We start from the raw sequence: 15,580 nt of genomic DNA, 5'->3' as shown, positions 1-15,580 counted from the left end.
AGATAATTATAAAGTTGCGTCGCCAGCTTTCCAGTTACATGGGCAAAGCTCGTCTGTTTGTAAAGCATCTAATACGCGTAGAACTTCGTCTACGTTACGTCCTACTGAAAGGTCGTTAGCTGATACCCAACGTACAACACCATCTTGGTCTGTGATGTAAGTAACTCGGTAAGCAACTTTCTCACCTTCCGTTAAAATACCTAATTCTTCTGCTAGGCTCTTAGAAGTATCCGCTAACATCGGGAATTTCAATCCACGTAAATCGTCGTGATCTCTTCTCCAAGCTGCATGTACGAACTCTGAATCTGTAGATGCTCCGATTAAAACCGCATCACGATCAGAGAAATCTCCTGCACGACGGTTAAATTCTGCGATTTCAGTCGGGCAAACAAAAGTAAAATCTTTTGGCCACCAGAACATAACTAACCATTTTCCGTCTTTCTTGTGATCTTCTGAAGTAATAGTTGCGAATTCTTTTCCTTGCTCTAAAGAAACAACCGCAGTTTTTGAAAACGTTGGAAATTGACTTCCTAATCCTAACATGTGATTTGCCATCTGTATTTGTTGGTTTATTGTTCTATTTAAATTGTGATGCAAAGATCTTCTTAATTAACTTATTAGTCAAATCTATATTTTCTATATTTGTATAGTTTTTAATTATAGTATGACCATAACCCAATTAGAGTACATTGTAGCGCTTGCTGACTTTCAAAGTTTTTCCAAGGCCGCCGATTTTTGCTGTGTTTCACAACCTAGCTTGAGTATGCAAGTACAAAAGCTAGAGGATGAATTAAATATGACCTTGTTTGACCGTAAGGCAAAACCTTTAGTTCCTACGATAGAGGCAAGAGATATCATCAATAAGGCACGAGCTATTTTAAGTGAGAGTAATTCGATCCTCTCCTTATCCAAAGGTTGGTCGAACCAAGTGAATGGATCCGTTTCTATTGGCGTTATTCCTACTATTGCCCCCTATTTGATGCCTAAATTTTTAGCCGATTTTCAATTGAAATTTCCTGATTTGAGTATACAGATTGCAGAGACTACTACAGCAAACATTAAGAAAGGGATAAAGGAAGGCAAGATAGATATCGGGATTTTGGTCACCCCATTGAATGATTCGCTGGTTGAAATACCGCTCTATTATGAGGAGTTATTTCTTTATTCTAATGTGTGGGAGGAGGATGGTTCTAAACTAAAGTCTACTTTAGATCCTGCCAAATTATGGCTTTTAGAAGAGGGCCACTGTTTGTCTAGTCAAGTAAATTCAATTTGTAATTTACCCACAGGTCCTTTAATTGGGACAAATATGACCTACCAGACGGGAAGTATGGAAACGATTGTGCGGTTAGCCGATCAGGGTTTTGGCCAGACCATCATTCCTCAAATGTTCGTTGACTACCTAGATCCTAAATTGAAAGAGAAAGTGTATACCTTACCTGAACCGAAGCCCGTTAGAGAAGTTGCGCTTGTTCATGCTACATCTTATTCTAGAAAGGCCATTGTAAAGGCTTTAGAGGTCGAAATCCTCGCTCATATTCCAGATTCATGGAAACAGGCAACGGAAAGAAATATTATTCCCATATAGCTTTTGCCTTAGGGCTTAGTAATAAGGGTCTTAAGAAGATTAAACTAGCGCCAAAAACAAAAGTGAGAACTAATATACTGATGCGCATATTGCCTGTTAATTGAATAATTAGGCCAAACATAAACGTACCTATTACCGTTGACATGCGATCGCATACGTCATAGAAGCTGAAGTACGAGGCGGTGTCCTTCTCCCCTTTTGGGCACAATTTTGCATAGGTGGCTCTGCTATTTGATTGAATTCCTCCCATCACAAAACCGATGGCAGTAGCTAATAAATAGAAATTGAACTGCGTCGTGACCGTGTAAGCATAGGCGCAGACGATTATCCAAACGAAGACAATCAAGCCAAGCGCTTTTATATTCCCCACCCAACCAGATAAACGGGCACAAAAATAAGCCCCCGGAATAGCCACTAATTGGATCAATAGAATTGTAATAATCAGGGCATCTTCGGGTAAATGTAATTCTTGACTACCAAATAAGGCACCTAAATACATTACCGTTTGTGCACCCATATTGAATAAGAAGAAGCTTACTAAGAAATTTTTAATCTCCTTATTAAGCGATACTTCTTTAAAAACTTTCTTGAGTTCATTAAAACCGCCCAGCCACCATTGATTGGTGTCTTTTTCCTTAGCCTTCGAATCAGGTAAATAATGAAGAGGTATTTGCGCAAACACTAACCACCATATACCGACAGTTAAAAAAGAAACTCGCGCTGCCATTTCGCCTCCAATCCCACCATACCATTCTGGTTTTAAGAGCATGGTAAGGTTTTGGACTAATAATAAGACCGAACCGATATATCCTAAAGTAAAACCTTTCGCACTTAATCTATCAAAACGGTCTGGGCTAGCTATTTCGGGCAAAAAGCTATTATAGAATACCATACTTCCACCCCAACCAATAATTGAAAATAGGAATCCTAGTGTTCCAATATAATAATGTCCTTTGCTAAAGAAAAACAGGGCAATGCAACTAAGTGACCCTAGGTAGCAAAAGAAACGCATGAAGCTTTTCTTTGAACCTGTATAATCTGCAATTCCAGAAAGGAATGGCATTAAAAAAGTTAGTGCTAAAAAAGCGAGTGAAATCGAGTAGGAGAAAACAACCGTGTTGCTTAACTCAAAACCTAGTATATTAATAATGCCAGGTGTGTCACTGCCTAAAGTGACGGCTGCATTAGGAAAATAAATGGGAAAAATGGCTGAAGTAATCGTTAAAGAATGAACTGAATTTGCCCAGTCATAAAAGGCCCAGGCATTCAAAGTTTTCGGATTATTCAGCTTTAACTCCATTAAAATAGGCCTAACTGCTCCCCAGTTGGTGGATTTTTGATTTCAAATGGTATATCTTCCTTCTCCTCTGTCTGTATTTCTTCTTTCTCAGAAGGAAAATTAACGACAAATTCAGGTTCGTCGTTTGTCACGTTTACTTCCTCTACGACTTGCTCTTCCTCCGACTCTATTTCGACTTCTGCTTGAATTTCTACTTCTACTTCTTCAGCTTCTGCTTCTACTGGTGACGCTTTTTCGCTAACAGGCGCCTCTTCTTCCGTTTCTAAAAATGTTAAGTCCACTAATTTCGGATAATTCAACTTACTCCCCAACGCCTTCCATCCGCGAACCTCAGCTAAGTCATCAATTGGGATAATTTCTAATTCGTTTGTTTTGCCATCTGGTTTATGCTTAATCTGCACATTCGGGGCATAATTATCAGTAACTGCAATTAATTTACTTGCTTTGTGATCAGAAATGAACAAGAATTTCTTGTCTAATGAAGTGGTTTCTAAATGGAAACGCTTGATCAAGTGTGTTTTATTAGATCCGTCGAAATAGGCAGCGGTGATAATGGACTGAGGTTCAAATTTCTTCAGGTACATTATTTCTTCAGCTGGATAGCGATTCGTTAATTCGAAATTCGTCAACTCATAGTTTCCAGATGAGTAGATGGCTAAAATGCTATCATTGGGCTCGAAATTGCCAATATGATCTCCATGTCCATCACGATTTAAACGCCCAATTGTCGGATCATACCAAATATCCACCCCACCTAAGGTAGAAACACCCGCGGATTTCATGGTAATCTTTCGTACTGGATACTTAGTCAGCATATTGCCTAGGGACTCCCGCCCTTTGATCGCTAATTTGGCAAAATCATAGTCAAATTGCTTTATTTTAGCGGTGCAATTAGCCGTTAAGCTGATTTGGATTACTTCCGCCTCGCCGTTTTCATTGGCGGAGAAATAGGTAAGTTTTGATTTGGCATTATCACTGCTCACTTTGTATTCACGATCGCGAGTAACTGAAGTGACTTTGAAACGCTTAACATATGATGTACCAGACTTTCCATCTAGATAAACTAGGTTATACACTTTTCTGTCGTCATTTTTCTTGAATACAGAGCAATAGATGATGTCACGACCCACAAATACTTTCTCTTGTACTTTAGTGACAACGCATGTTCCGTTAGAACGGAAAACGATGATATCATCGATATCCGAGCAATCCATTACGTATTCGTCTTTCTTTATACCATAACCAATGAAACCATCTTCGCGGTTAACGTATAATTTTTGATTAGCTGCAGCAACTACAGTGGCTGAGATAGTATTGAAATTTTTGATTTCTGTACGTCTCTCTCTTCCCTTGCCGTATTTAGCTAATAAGTTTTTGAAGTAATCAATCGCGTAGCGAATCAAATTAGCTAAATGGTCTTCCACTTCGGCTAACTCGTCTAGTAAACGCTTCATTAATTCGTCTGCCTTGAAGCTGTCGAATTTTGAAATACGCTTGATACGAATTTCTAATAACTTTAAAATATCCTCTTCTGTAATCTCGCGGTAGAAATCTTTCTTATAAGGTTCTAAGCCTTTATCAACCGTTTGAATGACTAATTCGAAAGTTTCGCATTCTTCGATGTCGCGGTAGATGCGGTTTTCGATGAATATTTTTTCCAAAGAGCTAAATAGCACCTTTTCCATCAACTCCCCTTTCCGGATCTCTAATTCTTGGCGAAGTAGATCGACTGTTTGATTCGTAGATACACGCAGAATTTCACCTACACCCATAAAATGTGGCTTATCTTCGATAATCACACAGGCATTCGGAGAAATAGATACTTCACAATCCGTAAAGGCGTAAAGCGCATCAATCGTCACGTCAGGGGAAATACCCGGAGCTAATTGGATTTGAATTTCTACGTCCTTCGCCGTATTATCAATCACCTTCTTAATCTTGATCTTACCCGTATCATTTGCTTTGATGATCGAATCAATCAAAGAGGTGGTGGTAGTCGTAAAAGGAATCTCGGTGATAACAAGCGTCTTCTTATCTAATTCATCGATTTTAGCGCGAATACGGATCTTTCCACCCCGTAAACCATCGTTATAATTCGACGCATCCATCATTCCGCCTAATAGGAAATCGGGATATAATTCTACTTTCTTGTTATTTAAAATATCAATGGAAGCCTGAATAATTTCACAGAAATTATGCGGCATAATTTTGGTTGCCAAACCTACGGCAATACCTTCTACACCTTGAGCAAGTAGTAGCGGGAATTTAATAGGAAGAGTAACGGGTTCACGCTTGCGACCATCGTAGGACATCTGCCATTCCGTGGTCTGGTTGTTAAATACAACATCACTGGCAAATTTAGATAAACGTACTTCGATATAACGGGCCGCCGCTGCGCTATCGCCTGTTCGGTTATCGCCCCAGTTACCTTGACAATCAAATAAAAGCTCTTTTTGGCCTAAATTAACAATCGCATCATTGATAGATGCATCCCCGTGTGGGTGGTATTGCATCGTCTGTCCAATCACATTAGCCACTTTATTGAAACGGCCATCGTCCATTTCCTTCAATGCGTGCAAAATACGACGCTGAACAGGCTTTAAACCGTCCTCCACGGCAGGAACCGCGCGCTCTAATATAACGTAAGAAGCATATTCTAAGAACCAATTCTCATACATCCCTGCTACCGCAATTTGATTCTGTAGTGCGCCGTCCGCTGTTTCACTCATAGTAATAATCGCTATTATTCTTCTCCGTGGAAGAGTTGGTACATAATTAACGCTGTGGCTCCCCAAATTAAGTTCCCTTCATACACAAAGGAAGGACTCAGGATTTTATTTCCATCGTAGCTAACTTCATAAGGTTGTAGATTAGCCGGATCTTGAAAGAAAGACACAGGTATTTCAAAAATACGATTAATTTCTCTTTTATTTAAATCGTAGCTCAGCTTTTTATTGATGCGCACAGAAAAGGCAGTAATCCAATAATTAGAGACGTTTATCCAATGTTCTGTCACATAGTTTAGAGAAGCAGAATCGATCTCCACTCCTATTTCTTCCCAAACTTCCCGTGCTGCTGTCTCACGTAAATTCATATCCGTGGGATCCATCTTTCCGCCTGGGAATGCCATTTGGCCACTGTGGTGTCCGTCATATTGATTTCGTTCGATTAAAACAAGGTGTTGTGGCTCTAGTTCATCTTCTACAATGATGATAACGATTGCCGCTGGTTTTGCCTTTTCTTTTATTTCAGGACGATTCAGGACTTCTTGCTGTAACTGTTTGAAATGTTTGTAATCCATCATGATTAGAATGAATTAGCAATGGCTTCCGCACAACGAATGCCATCTAAGGCGGCTGACATGATTCCTCCGGCATAACCGCCTCCTTCTCCACAAGGGTACAAGCCCTTAATCTGTGGATGCTCTAAGCTTTCTTTATCCCGTGGTATTTTAACCGGTGACGAGGTACGACTCTCTAATCCAATGATCTGGCCTAAATTAGAGGAAAACCCAGGTATTTTCTTGTTGAAGTCCTGAAATCCTTGAGCTAAAGGTTCAGATATATAATCCGGTAAGAATTCCCGCATCTCGCCTGGCTCTAATCCTGGAACATAGCTAGTCGGATGAGCAGAATTACTCGCTTTTCCCTGTATAAAATCGAGGGTATATTGGGAGATGGCTTTTTGGGACCCTCCTACTAAAGTTCCTGCTTTTTGTTCAATCTCTTCCTGCATTTGCATACCTGCCAAAGCACCGAATTCCTTGTATCTCGATAAATCTTGCTCTACAATGCTTACCACAATTCCCGAATTAGCATACTTAGAATCTCGTCTTGAAGGCGACATTCCATTCACCACCACTTGATTTGGCGAAGTGGCTGAAGGTACAATAAAGCCACCTGGACACATACAGAAGGAGAAAACACCTCGTTGTATACCTTCGAAATTACTTTGAGTTACTAGACTAAAACTGGCTGGTGGTAAATACTCTGGGCGTTTTTTTACTTTGTATTGTGCTTGATCAATAAAGGATTGCTGGTGTTCAATTCTGACCCCTATGGCGAAAGGTTTAGCCTCGATAGCCACCCCTTTGTCTTGCAATAATTGGAAAATATCACGTGCAGAATGGCCTGTAGCTAATAATAATCGATCTGCCTGAAATTCTTCCTCATTCTTGCAAATAACTCCTTTGATAGATTTTTTCTCAATGATGAAATCAATTACCCGGTGATTAAAATGTACTTCACCACCTGCAGCAATCACTGCGTCGCGCATCGATGCAATAATACCTGGTAATTTATTCGTACCGATGTGTGGATGTGCTTCAAATAAGATATCGCTATTGGCACCATGGGCCACAAAGGTTTCTAAAACTCCTTTGATGTCCCCTCTCTTCGTACTTCTCGTATATAATTTACCATCCGAATAGGTTCCTGCTCCCCCTTCTCCAAAACAATAATTGGAATCAGGGTCCACTAAATTGAAGCGGTTAATAGCAGCAAGATCTCTTCTACGTTCTCTGACGTCCTTGCCTCGTTCGATGACGATGGGTTTGATTCCTTTTTTTACTAAGTCTATCGCGGCAAATAATCCAGCCGGTCCTGAACCGATAATCAATACTTTTTTAGCTGATTTGGGTAAGGATGGCAATTGAGCAGAAAGACTAAAATCGTAGTCTTTTTCGTAGAAACCTATGCGAAGGTTTACTTTGATTTGTCTGCTTCTAGCGTCGATTGACCTTTTTTCAATACGATATTTCGTTGATTCTAAAAATGCCGCACCCATTTCAGCTGTCAGAAACTCAGCTAATTTTTCAGGCGAATGGGCAATTTCTGGGCTAAGAACGAAATCTCTTTGGTCAATCATACAAGTATTTTGTGCAAATTTACGAATCTATTTTTACTATTTCGGATGAATAAGCTCGGCTCAGAAGTTTCCCCCTATTTATTGCAACATAAAAACAATCCAGTTCATTGGGAACCCTGGGGTCCTGAGGCTTTAGAACGCGCTAAAAAGGAGGATAAACCCATTTTAGTTAGTATTGGGTACGCCGCTTGTCATTGGTGTCATGTGATGGAGCACGAATCATTTGAAAATGAAGAGGTTGCTTCTATCATGAATGCGTATTTTGTCAATATCAAGGTAGATCGGGAGGAACGCCCAGATGTGGATATGGTATACATGGAGGCTTTGCATCAGATGGGATTAAATGGAGGATGGCCTTTAAATGTTTTTCTAATGCCTGATCAAAAACCATTTTATGGGGGCACCTATTTTAAACGCGATAATTGGATTCAATTATTGCATTCGATACATAATGCTTTCAAGAATAACCGGGAAGAATTAGCTAAATCTGCTGATGGATTTGCCGATAGCTTATCTGAGAACGCCACTTTCTTCGCTCATACGGATTTGAACGAGGTTTCACTCGTCATTCCAGCTGCAGTCAATAAAATTAAGATTGCATTGGATCCCATATTCGGCGGTATTAACAAAGCACCTAAATTCCCTCTTCCCTCATTAATTCAGTTTTTATATACGCTGCCATCTAGTCTTTCAGTAGAATTAGGAGTGCCTGTTTTAACCCAAACTTGGTTAGAAAAAATGGCACAAGGTGGTATTTATGACGCAGTTGGCGGAGGTTTTTCGCGCTATTCAGTCGATTCAGAGTGGTTTTGCCCTCATTTTGAAAAGATGTTATATGATAATGCACAGCTGTTAATGGCTTATACAAAAGCTTATAAACGGGAAAAGAATCCGCTTTATCAAGAAGTGATTTTTGATACCATTTTATTTATAAAACGCGAATTACAATCCCCTAAAGGACTATATTATTCTTCTTTAGACGCTGATTCAGAAGGTGTAGAAGGTTTATTTTATACCTGGACTTATAAGGAATTAGCTGCATTAAATAATGAAGAGTTTTTGAAGACTTACGCTATATCAAAACACGGCAATTGGGAAGAAGGACGTAATATTTTGTTTAAATCGAGCCCTGTTTTGAATGCGTATTTTAAGAAAGAGATGGCGCAATTATTGGATTGGAGAAAATTAAGAGTACGTCCAGGAACGGATACCAAAGAGATACTAGTATGGAATGCGCAGTTAGTGAGCGCTTTTTTAGAGGTTTATCAAGTATTTGGTCGCCAAGAGGATTTGACCTCAGCTTTAGAATTATTACATGCCATCGAAATAGAATATAAGTCTGGTTCTATTTGGCTTCACCAAGCCACCTATTCGAGAGAACCTATTTATGCCTTTTTGGATGATTTATCTGCTTTGTGCCTAGTCTATATTCAAACCTATCTTCAATATAAGGATTCCGCCTATTTAGCGAAAGCGGAAGCTATTTTAGGGAAAATTCAACAAGATTTTAGACATAACGAATTAGCTTTGTATGTTTATCGGTCGAAGAAAGCGGATTATTTAATTGCAGAAAAGGTGGAGGTGATGGATTCGGTAATGCCATCCTCTAATTCAATGTTATGCGAATCTTTTTTATGGATGGGAATTTTAACGAATAATACTGAATTTACCTTGGAAGGTCGTGATATGTTATCTCAAATCTTAGATAGAGCTATCGCTCATCCCGCCTATTTTGCCAATTGGTTACGCATCTATTCGGATTGGGTGGAACATCCAAAAGCTCTGCTGAAATATGGGAGTGCCGCTGATGGTTTAGCCGAATTTGATTGGTGTATTGATAAAGACCAGATCGTTTTTATTCCTTACGAAGGTATTGTGGGCTATTTATTGTGTATCAGAGATTATTGCTTCTCCCCTGTTAAATCTTTGGAAGAAGTGGATAAACAATTAGCAACACTTATTTAATTCGATTTGGATTCTCAGTGACAAAGGCTCCCCAGCCCTTCTTCGTCCCTTTGATTGTTGAGCTTATGTTTTTGTTGTGAAAATGATGGCAGATGGCGATACCGAGCGCATCGGTGGCATCATGTAATTTGGCATCTAATTTAATATTGCCAATGATTTCGACCATTTTAGCCACTTGCTCCTTCGAGGCATTCCCATTTCCGGTAACTGATTGTTTGATTTTTTTAGGTTCGTATTCGGCTATGGGTATCGATTTAGAGAAGGCCAAAGACATGACCATTCCTTGAACACGGCCTAATTTGAGCATTGACTGCACATTTTTGCCAAAGAAAGGTGATTCAATTGCTATCTCATCCGGCAAAAACTCTTCAATGATTCCCAGAACACGCTCATGAATCTTTAAAAATTTAGCTCCCTGTGTCGTGTATTTAGTCAAGTTTAATACACCATATTGTAAAATGGTCACCTTGTCCTGATTAATGCGCAATAAACCATAACCTAGGAATCGCGTCCCTGGATCTATCCCTAAGATTATTTTTTCTGAAGTGGAAGTGTTAATTTGCGTCATTAAATCAGCTCATGTTTATTCATCAAATTCCGTCGTTTATTCCTTCTCTTTTTCCCCGTTTTACGTGGTCAAAGGATTCTGAACGTGAGATCTATTTAACCTTTGATGATGGACCAACTCCTGAAATTACGGATTTTGTGTTAAAATGCTTAGCAGAATACAATTCGAAAGCTACTTTTTTCTGTATTGGCAAGAACGCAGCGGCGCATCCTACCATAATGGATCGAATTAAATCGGAAGGCCATAGTATTGGAAATCACACGATGAACCATCTAAATGCTTGGACTGTTGATTTTGCTGCCTATCAAGTAGATATGGAAGCATGTGATGTTGTTTTCAATAAACAAGGCATCCACTCCATCGGTTTTCGTCCCCCATATGGTCGTATTACAAGAAAAATGTACAAAGGCCTACCAAACGTAATTTTGTGGTCTGTCTTAACAGGTGATTATAATTCCTCACTGAGCTCAGAAGCTATACTTCATTCCGTTTTACCTTTATTAAAACCTGGGGCTATTGTTGTTATGCATGATAGTATTAAAGCGGCTCCTCATCTGAAAAATATTTTACCCGCTATTTTAGCGTATTGCGTGTCTCAAAATTTATCCTGTTCCGCCTTATGATCGATACGCACGCTCATCTGTATGATGTTCATTTTCAAGAAGATATAACCTTACATATAAAGGAAATTCAAGAGGAAGGTGTAACCGAAGTTTGGTTGCCTAATTGTGATCTTGAATCCTGGACTGACGTAAAGAATTTAAGTACAGCCTATCCTGATTTTGTACTCCCAATGATCGGATTGCACCCTACCTATGTAAAAGAAAATTATCTTGAAGAATTAGCTGCTCTTAAAGTAGAATTAAATCGAAATAAAGTGGTAGCTATCGGTGAGATAGGTCTGGATTATTATTGGGATACCGCATTTGCTGAACATCAAATGGATGCTTTCAAGCAGCAATGTCACTGGGCTTTAGAAAAAGGATTATGGGTTGATATTCATTGCCGTAAAGCGTATGCGGACTTGATAAAGACTTTTAAATTGCCTGAATTTAAAGAATTAAGGGGTATTATTCATTGCTTTTCAGGAGATGCTAGAGAAGCTAAGGTTTTGACTGATTTAGGCTTTTTATTAGGCATTGGTGGAGTTATTACGTATAAAAACACCACCCTATTTCAAGATATCAAAGATATACCTCTTAGCCATATTGTATTAGAAACAGATGCACCTTATTTAAGCCCGGTGCCTTTTCGGGGTAAACCTAATTCCCCTAAAAATATCCCACTCATAGCCCAAAAATTGGCTGATTTATTCGAAATATCTTTAAAAGAATTGGTTCAACAAACAAATCAAAATGCAAATAAATTAAAGGCTATCTCAGGTTATTAATTAGGACTTTCATCTGATCATCCCAAGAAAGAATCGCTTTTTTTAATCTAATAACAACCGAGTTAGGCGAAGTTTTAAACTTTTCCCAAGATCCTTGAAAGACCAATTTTCCTTTTTCCATGATGCCTACACGTTGACTTAATTGAAGTATATCGGTTAAATCATGGCTAATAAGTACACATGGAATAGCTCTTTCTGCAACCACTGAGGCTATTATTTGTGAAAACTCTAGTTTTTGTTCGGTATCTAATTGACTAAATGGTTCATCTAATACTAAATAAGAAATAGGCTGACTTATCGCTTCTAACAAGGCTAGTTTTTGTCGTTCTCCTCCTGATAGAGAGGCAACTTTTGTGTCTTTTTGTTTAATTAAATAGAAATGCTTTAAATACTTCGTTATAACTGAATCTTGCTGATTACTAGGTAAGTACTGAAACAATATCTGAGCGTAATCGTATACCGTATGATAGGGTTTTAGATGTAAAGTTTGGGGAACGTATCCTGCTTGCTTGAATTGGGGGATTAAGCGTTCTATTCCATCATTAAGTTCTTTGGAATTAATTTTTACGGAGTAGTCCGAGTCGATACTTAAGCCGACTAATAGTTTCGCGATAGTACTTTTTCCAGAACCACTTTTGCCGATTAATGCGTAGATTTCACCTGATTTTACCTTTATTTGAATATTGGATAAAGCAAAATGACTAGTAACTTGGTGTTTCTTTATGCCGATTGTTAACATTAAACCTATTTAAAATGATTCTGTGCGGAATTGATGTCGGAACTTCTTCCATTAAAGTTAGTATTGTGAATGCTGCAAACCAACAATTAATTTATTCATGCTCTTTTCCTGAGATTGAAAATGAAATATCTTCCCCTCAGCCCGGATTTGCTGAGCAAGATCCTGAGCATTGGTGGTACTGCGTTAAGCAAGGTATTTTAAAAGCTAATTCGACAGGATTATACGATCCTAAAAGAATAGGTGCCATCGGTATTTCGTATCAAATGCATGGCCTCGTGGTGGTAGACAAAGAAGCAAAAGTGTTGCGTCCGTCCATTATTTGGTGTGATTCTAGAGCTACACCATATGGAGATAAAGCGTATGCAGGCCTTGGGGAGTCATTTTGCCAAACTCATTACCTCAATTCCCCTGGTAATTTCACAGCTGCTAAGTTAGCATGGGTTAAAGAAAATCAACCTAATGTTTTCGAGAAAGTTGCTCAAGTATTATTGCCTGGGGATTTTATCGCAGGTAGATTCACGTCTCAATTTACAACAACAGCTTCTGCCCTATCAGAAGGTATTTTGTGGGATTTTAAAGAGAATCATCCTGCTAAAAATCTGATGGAGTTTTATGGATTTCCTGCTGAGATATTCCCGCCTGTTCATGATTTATTTTCTGATCATGGTACGGTAACATCAACGGTTGCGCAGGAATTAGGATTAAATAATAATGTAAAGGTTACTTACAAAGCTGGAGATCAACCAAATAATGCCTATTCATTAGGTGTTTTACATCCTGGTGATATTGCCACTACCGCAGGCACTTCTGGTGTAGTGTATGGTATTTCAGATGAATTAAAATTTGATAAAGAGAATCGAGTTAATTCATTCGCTCACGTGAATCATAAGGCGTCTAAAGCAAGTATAGGTGTTTTAATGTGCATTAATGGAACGGGGATTTTAAACCGCTGGGTGAAGCAGAATTTCTTCACGACTATGTCCTATACCCAAATGAATGGGCTAGGTGCTAAAGCAGCTATTGGTTCTAGCGGATTAGTATGCATGCCATTCGGAAATGGTGCTGAGCGTATTTTTCAGAATAAAACAATAGGGGGTAGTTTCCTTCACCTTGATTTTAATCGCCATCAGTCAGCTGAAATAATTCGGGCTGCTCAAGAAGGTATCGCCTTCTCCATGGTTTATGGAATTGAATTGTTAGGCAATGTAGGTGTTCGACCTAAAAAATTAAAAGCGGGTTTAGCGAATATGTATTTGAGTGATTTGTTTACTCAGGCCATCGTCAATGCCTCTGGCGCTTCTGTTGAGTTATTAGAATCAGATGGAGCGTTTGGCGCTGCTTTAGGAGCAGGTGCTGGTGTAGGGTATTATGCAAATGAAGATGAAGCTGTTGCTAACATTAAGCTGTTAAAAACAATCGAACCATCCGCTGCTTTGCGAAGAGAATACGAAGAGGCTTACGGGATTTGGAAAAATAATCTAGCCCACTAGAAAAGGCAAAGCCTCTCAATTGCTTGAGAGGCTTGTACCCAGAGCCGGAGTCGAACCGGCACGGGCTTGCACCCACGGGTGTTTGAGACCAGCGCGTCTACCAATTCCGCCATCTGGGCAATTCAAAATTGCATTGCAAAACTAGGCTAAATCATTCGCTTTCGCAAGAGTGCCTTGAATAAATTCTGTTTTACTCGTAGCGTAAAGCCTCAACTGGATCCATTTTGGAGGCCTTAAATGCAGGATAAATTCCTGAAAATAAGCCTACTAAAATGCAAATAATGATACCAGTCATCATCCAAAGCCAAGGAATAATAAAGCTGGCCGCTCCCGAACTAATGCCCTGTGCAATTAAGTTTCCAATCGGTATAGCTAACATAATCCCACCAATTCCACCTAACAAGCAAATAACAATAGCTTCAATCAAGAATTGCTGTAAAATTCTACCAGGTGTAGCACCCAATGATTTCCTAATACCTATTTCACGCGTCCTCTCGCTCACAGAAACCATCATAATATTCATCAAAGCGATTGCAGCACCCAATAAAGTGATAAAACCTATGACAAATCCTCCAATTCGTAGTGAACCTGTAATACTCTCAAAACTCTTAGCTATAGAATCCGATCGATCAATACTAAAGGAATCTTCCGTTCCTATTGGATCCATACGTACTTTACGCATCACACCTCTCGCTTCTTCCATAAAGTCATCTAGGTTATTAATCTTGGCGGCAGAGGTGGTAATGTCAAAAGTTAAATTTCTTCCCACGGCCATTTTTCGACCTGTCTCTAATGGTACAATCACTACGCGGTCATCACCACCACCCATCATGTTTCCTTTCTTTTCGAGTACTCCAATGACTTTTAATTTTATACCAGATACGATAATTTCCGTACCTATGGGGCTTTGTTTCTCATACAATTGATCAATAACATCTACTCCGAGAATACAGACATTAATAGCATTCATTTGTTCATTCGCTGAGAAATTACGTCCGGCTCCTACTTTGTAACCTTTCAATTCCATAAAGTTATCATCGATACCTAAAACGCGCGTATTCGGATTTGTTTTCTTTGAGGCGAATTTTGCAATGGCATTATTATTGACATTGGTTTTTAAGGAAACCTTTCCTTTGGCAGTAAATAAATACTTATAATATGAAGCTTGTCGGTAATCAATGTTTTTGAATCTTTTTTCCTTTTGTCCTTCTCTTCTTACTTGCATCATCGGTCTATTTCGAATATCAAAAGAATTCGCACCTAAACCGGAGAAAGAGTTATCAACAGAACTCTGTATTCCATCAATCGCAGTTAATATACCGACTAAAGAGGTGATACCAAGAGATATAATTAGCGCGGTTAAAACCGTTCTTAACAAATTCCCTTTGATGGATCGAAGACCCTCTAAAACGTTTTCTTTTAAATTCATATGCCCTTTTGACTAAGCCGGAATATTCCGGAGACTTTTTTGACTACGTCATGCAGTGACGACTATCGCAACGCGATGACAAAGTCACGCAGTGACGACTGCCAGAAAGCAACCGCAAGTTATCTTCTTTTTTACAGCATTAAAAACCAATGAAATAGGCTTTTAATCCGCTAGTCCTTTTTTTACCTGATTAATTCAATCCGTCCTCTTTCTTAAACGCAAAATCTTTGATAATTTAGTGTAAA

The 15,580-nt window shown here is 39.0% G+C and carries 13 protein-coding genes and 1 tRNA gene; 5 read left to right on the top strand and 9 right to left on the bottom strand.

The genetic code is table 11. The annotated features are described in order from the left end of the window. Positions 1 to 6 precede the first annotated feature (6 nt). Positions 7 to 543 (bottom strand): peroxiredoxin, encoded by a 537-nt coding sequence (locus tag ACILP5_RS04975; protein WP_395617584.1) that lies wholly within the window; start codon positions 541 to 543, stop codon positions 7 to 9. A gap of 121 nt (positions 544 to 664) precedes the next feature. Between ACILP5_RS04975 and ACILP5_RS04970 the strand changes: the two genes are divergently transcribed. Beyond that, the gene (locus ACILP5_RS04970) at positions 665 to 1,588 is read left to right on the top strand and encodes a LysR substrate-binding domain-containing protein (protein WP_395617550.1); all 924 of its coding nucleotides are present in this window, start codon (positions 665 to 667) and stop codon (positions 1,586 to 1,588) included. Here ACILP5_RS04970 and ACILP5_RS04965 read toward each other — a convergent pair. The 4 genes from ACILP5_RS04965 to ACILP5_RS04950 are packed head-to-tail and all read right to left on the bottom strand — an operon-like array spanning position 1,575 to position 7,754. Beyond that, entirely contained in the window at positions 1,575 to 2,888 is a 1,314-nt protein-coding gene (locus ACILP5_RS04965) for an MFS transporter (protein ID WP_395617549.1), read from the bottom strand. The genes ACILP5_RS04970 and ACILP5_RS04965 overlap by 14 nt on opposite strands. Continuing rightward, positions 2,888 to 5,617 carry a DNA gyrase/topoisomerase IV subunit A gene (locus tag ACILP5_RS04960; RefSeq protein ID WP_395617548.1) on the bottom strand — a complete coding sequence of 910 codons (2,730 nt, stop codon included), beginning with the start codon at positions 5,615 to 5,617 and terminating at the stop codon, positions 2,888 to 2,890. The genes ACILP5_RS04965 and ACILP5_RS04960 overlap by 1 nt, the downstream gene beginning before the upstream one ends. A 14-nt stretch (positions 5,618 to 5,631) precedes the next feature. Next, on the bottom strand, positions 5,632 to 6,192 hold the full coding sequence (locus tag ACILP5_RS04955) for an NUDIX hydrolase (RefSeq protein ID WP_395617547.1): 561 nt from the start codon (positions 6,190 to 6,192) through the stop codon (positions 5,632 to 5,634). A 2-nt stretch (positions 6,193 to 6,194) separates the two neighbouring features. Beyond that, a complete protein-coding gene (locus ACILP5_RS04950; RefSeq protein WP_395617546.1) occupies positions 6,195 to 7,754 on the bottom strand; it encodes an NAD(P)/FAD-dependent oxidoreductase in 1,560 nt (519 codons plus the stop codon). A 45-nt stretch (positions 7,755 to 7,799) separates the two neighbouring features. Between ACILP5_RS04950 and ACILP5_RS04945 the strand changes: the two genes are divergently transcribed. Beyond that, a complete protein-coding gene (locus ACILP5_RS04945; protein WP_395617545.1) occupies positions 7,800 to 9,719 on the top strand; it encodes a thioredoxin domain-containing protein in 1,920 nt (639 codons plus the stop codon). On the opposite strand, the gene ruvC is transcribed toward ACILP5_RS04945, so the two are convergent. Next, positions 9,712 to 10,287 (bottom strand): crossover junction endodeoxyribonuclease RuvC, encoded by a 576-nt coding sequence (ruvC, locus tag ACILP5_RS04940; RefSeq protein ID WP_395617544.1) that lies wholly within the window; start codon positions 10,285 to 10,287, stop codon positions 9,712 to 9,714. The genes ACILP5_RS04945 and ruvC overlap by 8 nt on opposite strands. 11 nt (positions 10,288 to 10,298) lie before the next feature. Between ruvC and ACILP5_RS04935 the strand changes: the two genes are divergently transcribed. Both ACILP5_RS04935 and ACILP5_RS04930 read left to right on the top strand, forming a co-directional pair. Next, entirely contained in the window at positions 10,299 to 10,910 is a 612-nt protein-coding gene (locus tag ACILP5_RS04935; protein WP_395617543.1) for a polysaccharide deacetylase family protein, read from the top strand. Next, complete coding sequence (locus ACILP5_RS04930; RefSeq protein WP_395617542.1) at positions 10,907 to 11,677, top strand: TatD family hydrolase; 771 nt, start codon at positions 10,907 to 10,909, stop codon at positions 11,675 to 11,677. Before ACILP5_RS04935 ends, ACILP5_RS04930 begins: the two co-directional genes overlap by 4 nt. On the opposite strand, the gene ACILP5_RS04925 is transcribed toward ACILP5_RS04930, so the two are convergent. Next, positions 11,661 to 12,416, bottom strand: a complete 756-nt coding sequence (locus ACILP5_RS04925) for an ATP-binding cassette domain-containing protein (RefSeq protein ID WP_395617541.1) — start codon at positions 12,414 to 12,416, stop codon at positions 11,661 to 11,663. The two genes, ACILP5_RS04930 and ACILP5_RS04925, sit on opposite strands and share 17 nt — an antisense overlap. Before the next feature lie 14 nt (positions 12,417 to 12,430). Here ACILP5_RS04925 and ACILP5_RS04920 point away from each other — a divergent pair, with 14 nt between their 5' ends. Next, positions 12,431 to 13,906, top strand: coding sequence for a xylulokinase (locus tag ACILP5_RS04920; RefSeq protein WP_395617540.1), 1,476 nt, complete (start codon positions 12,431 to 12,433; stop codon positions 13,904 to 13,906). Between the two features lie 35 nt (positions 13,907 to 13,941). Here the strand turns inward: ACILP5_RS04920 and ACILP5_RS04915 are convergent. Next, a tRNA-Leu gene (locus ACILP5_RS04915) sits at positions 13,942 to 14,025 on the bottom strand. Positions 14,026 to 14,096: 71 nt separating this feature from the next. Further along, complete coding sequence (locus ACILP5_RS04910; protein ID WP_395617539.1) at positions 14,097 to 15,335, bottom strand: ABC transporter permease; 1,239 nt, start codon at positions 15,333 to 15,335, stop codon at positions 14,097 to 14,099. Positions 15,336 to 15,580: the final 245 nt, after the last annotated feature.

The sequence above is a fragment of the Aquirufa sp. genome (assembly GCF_044239315.1).
Lineage (GTDB): Bacteria > Bacteroidota > Bacteroidia > Cytophagales > Spirosomataceae > Aquirufa.
The sequence above is the reverse complement of the archived record's forward strand: the minus strand, read 5'-3'. Positions and strand labels throughout refer to the sequence as shown.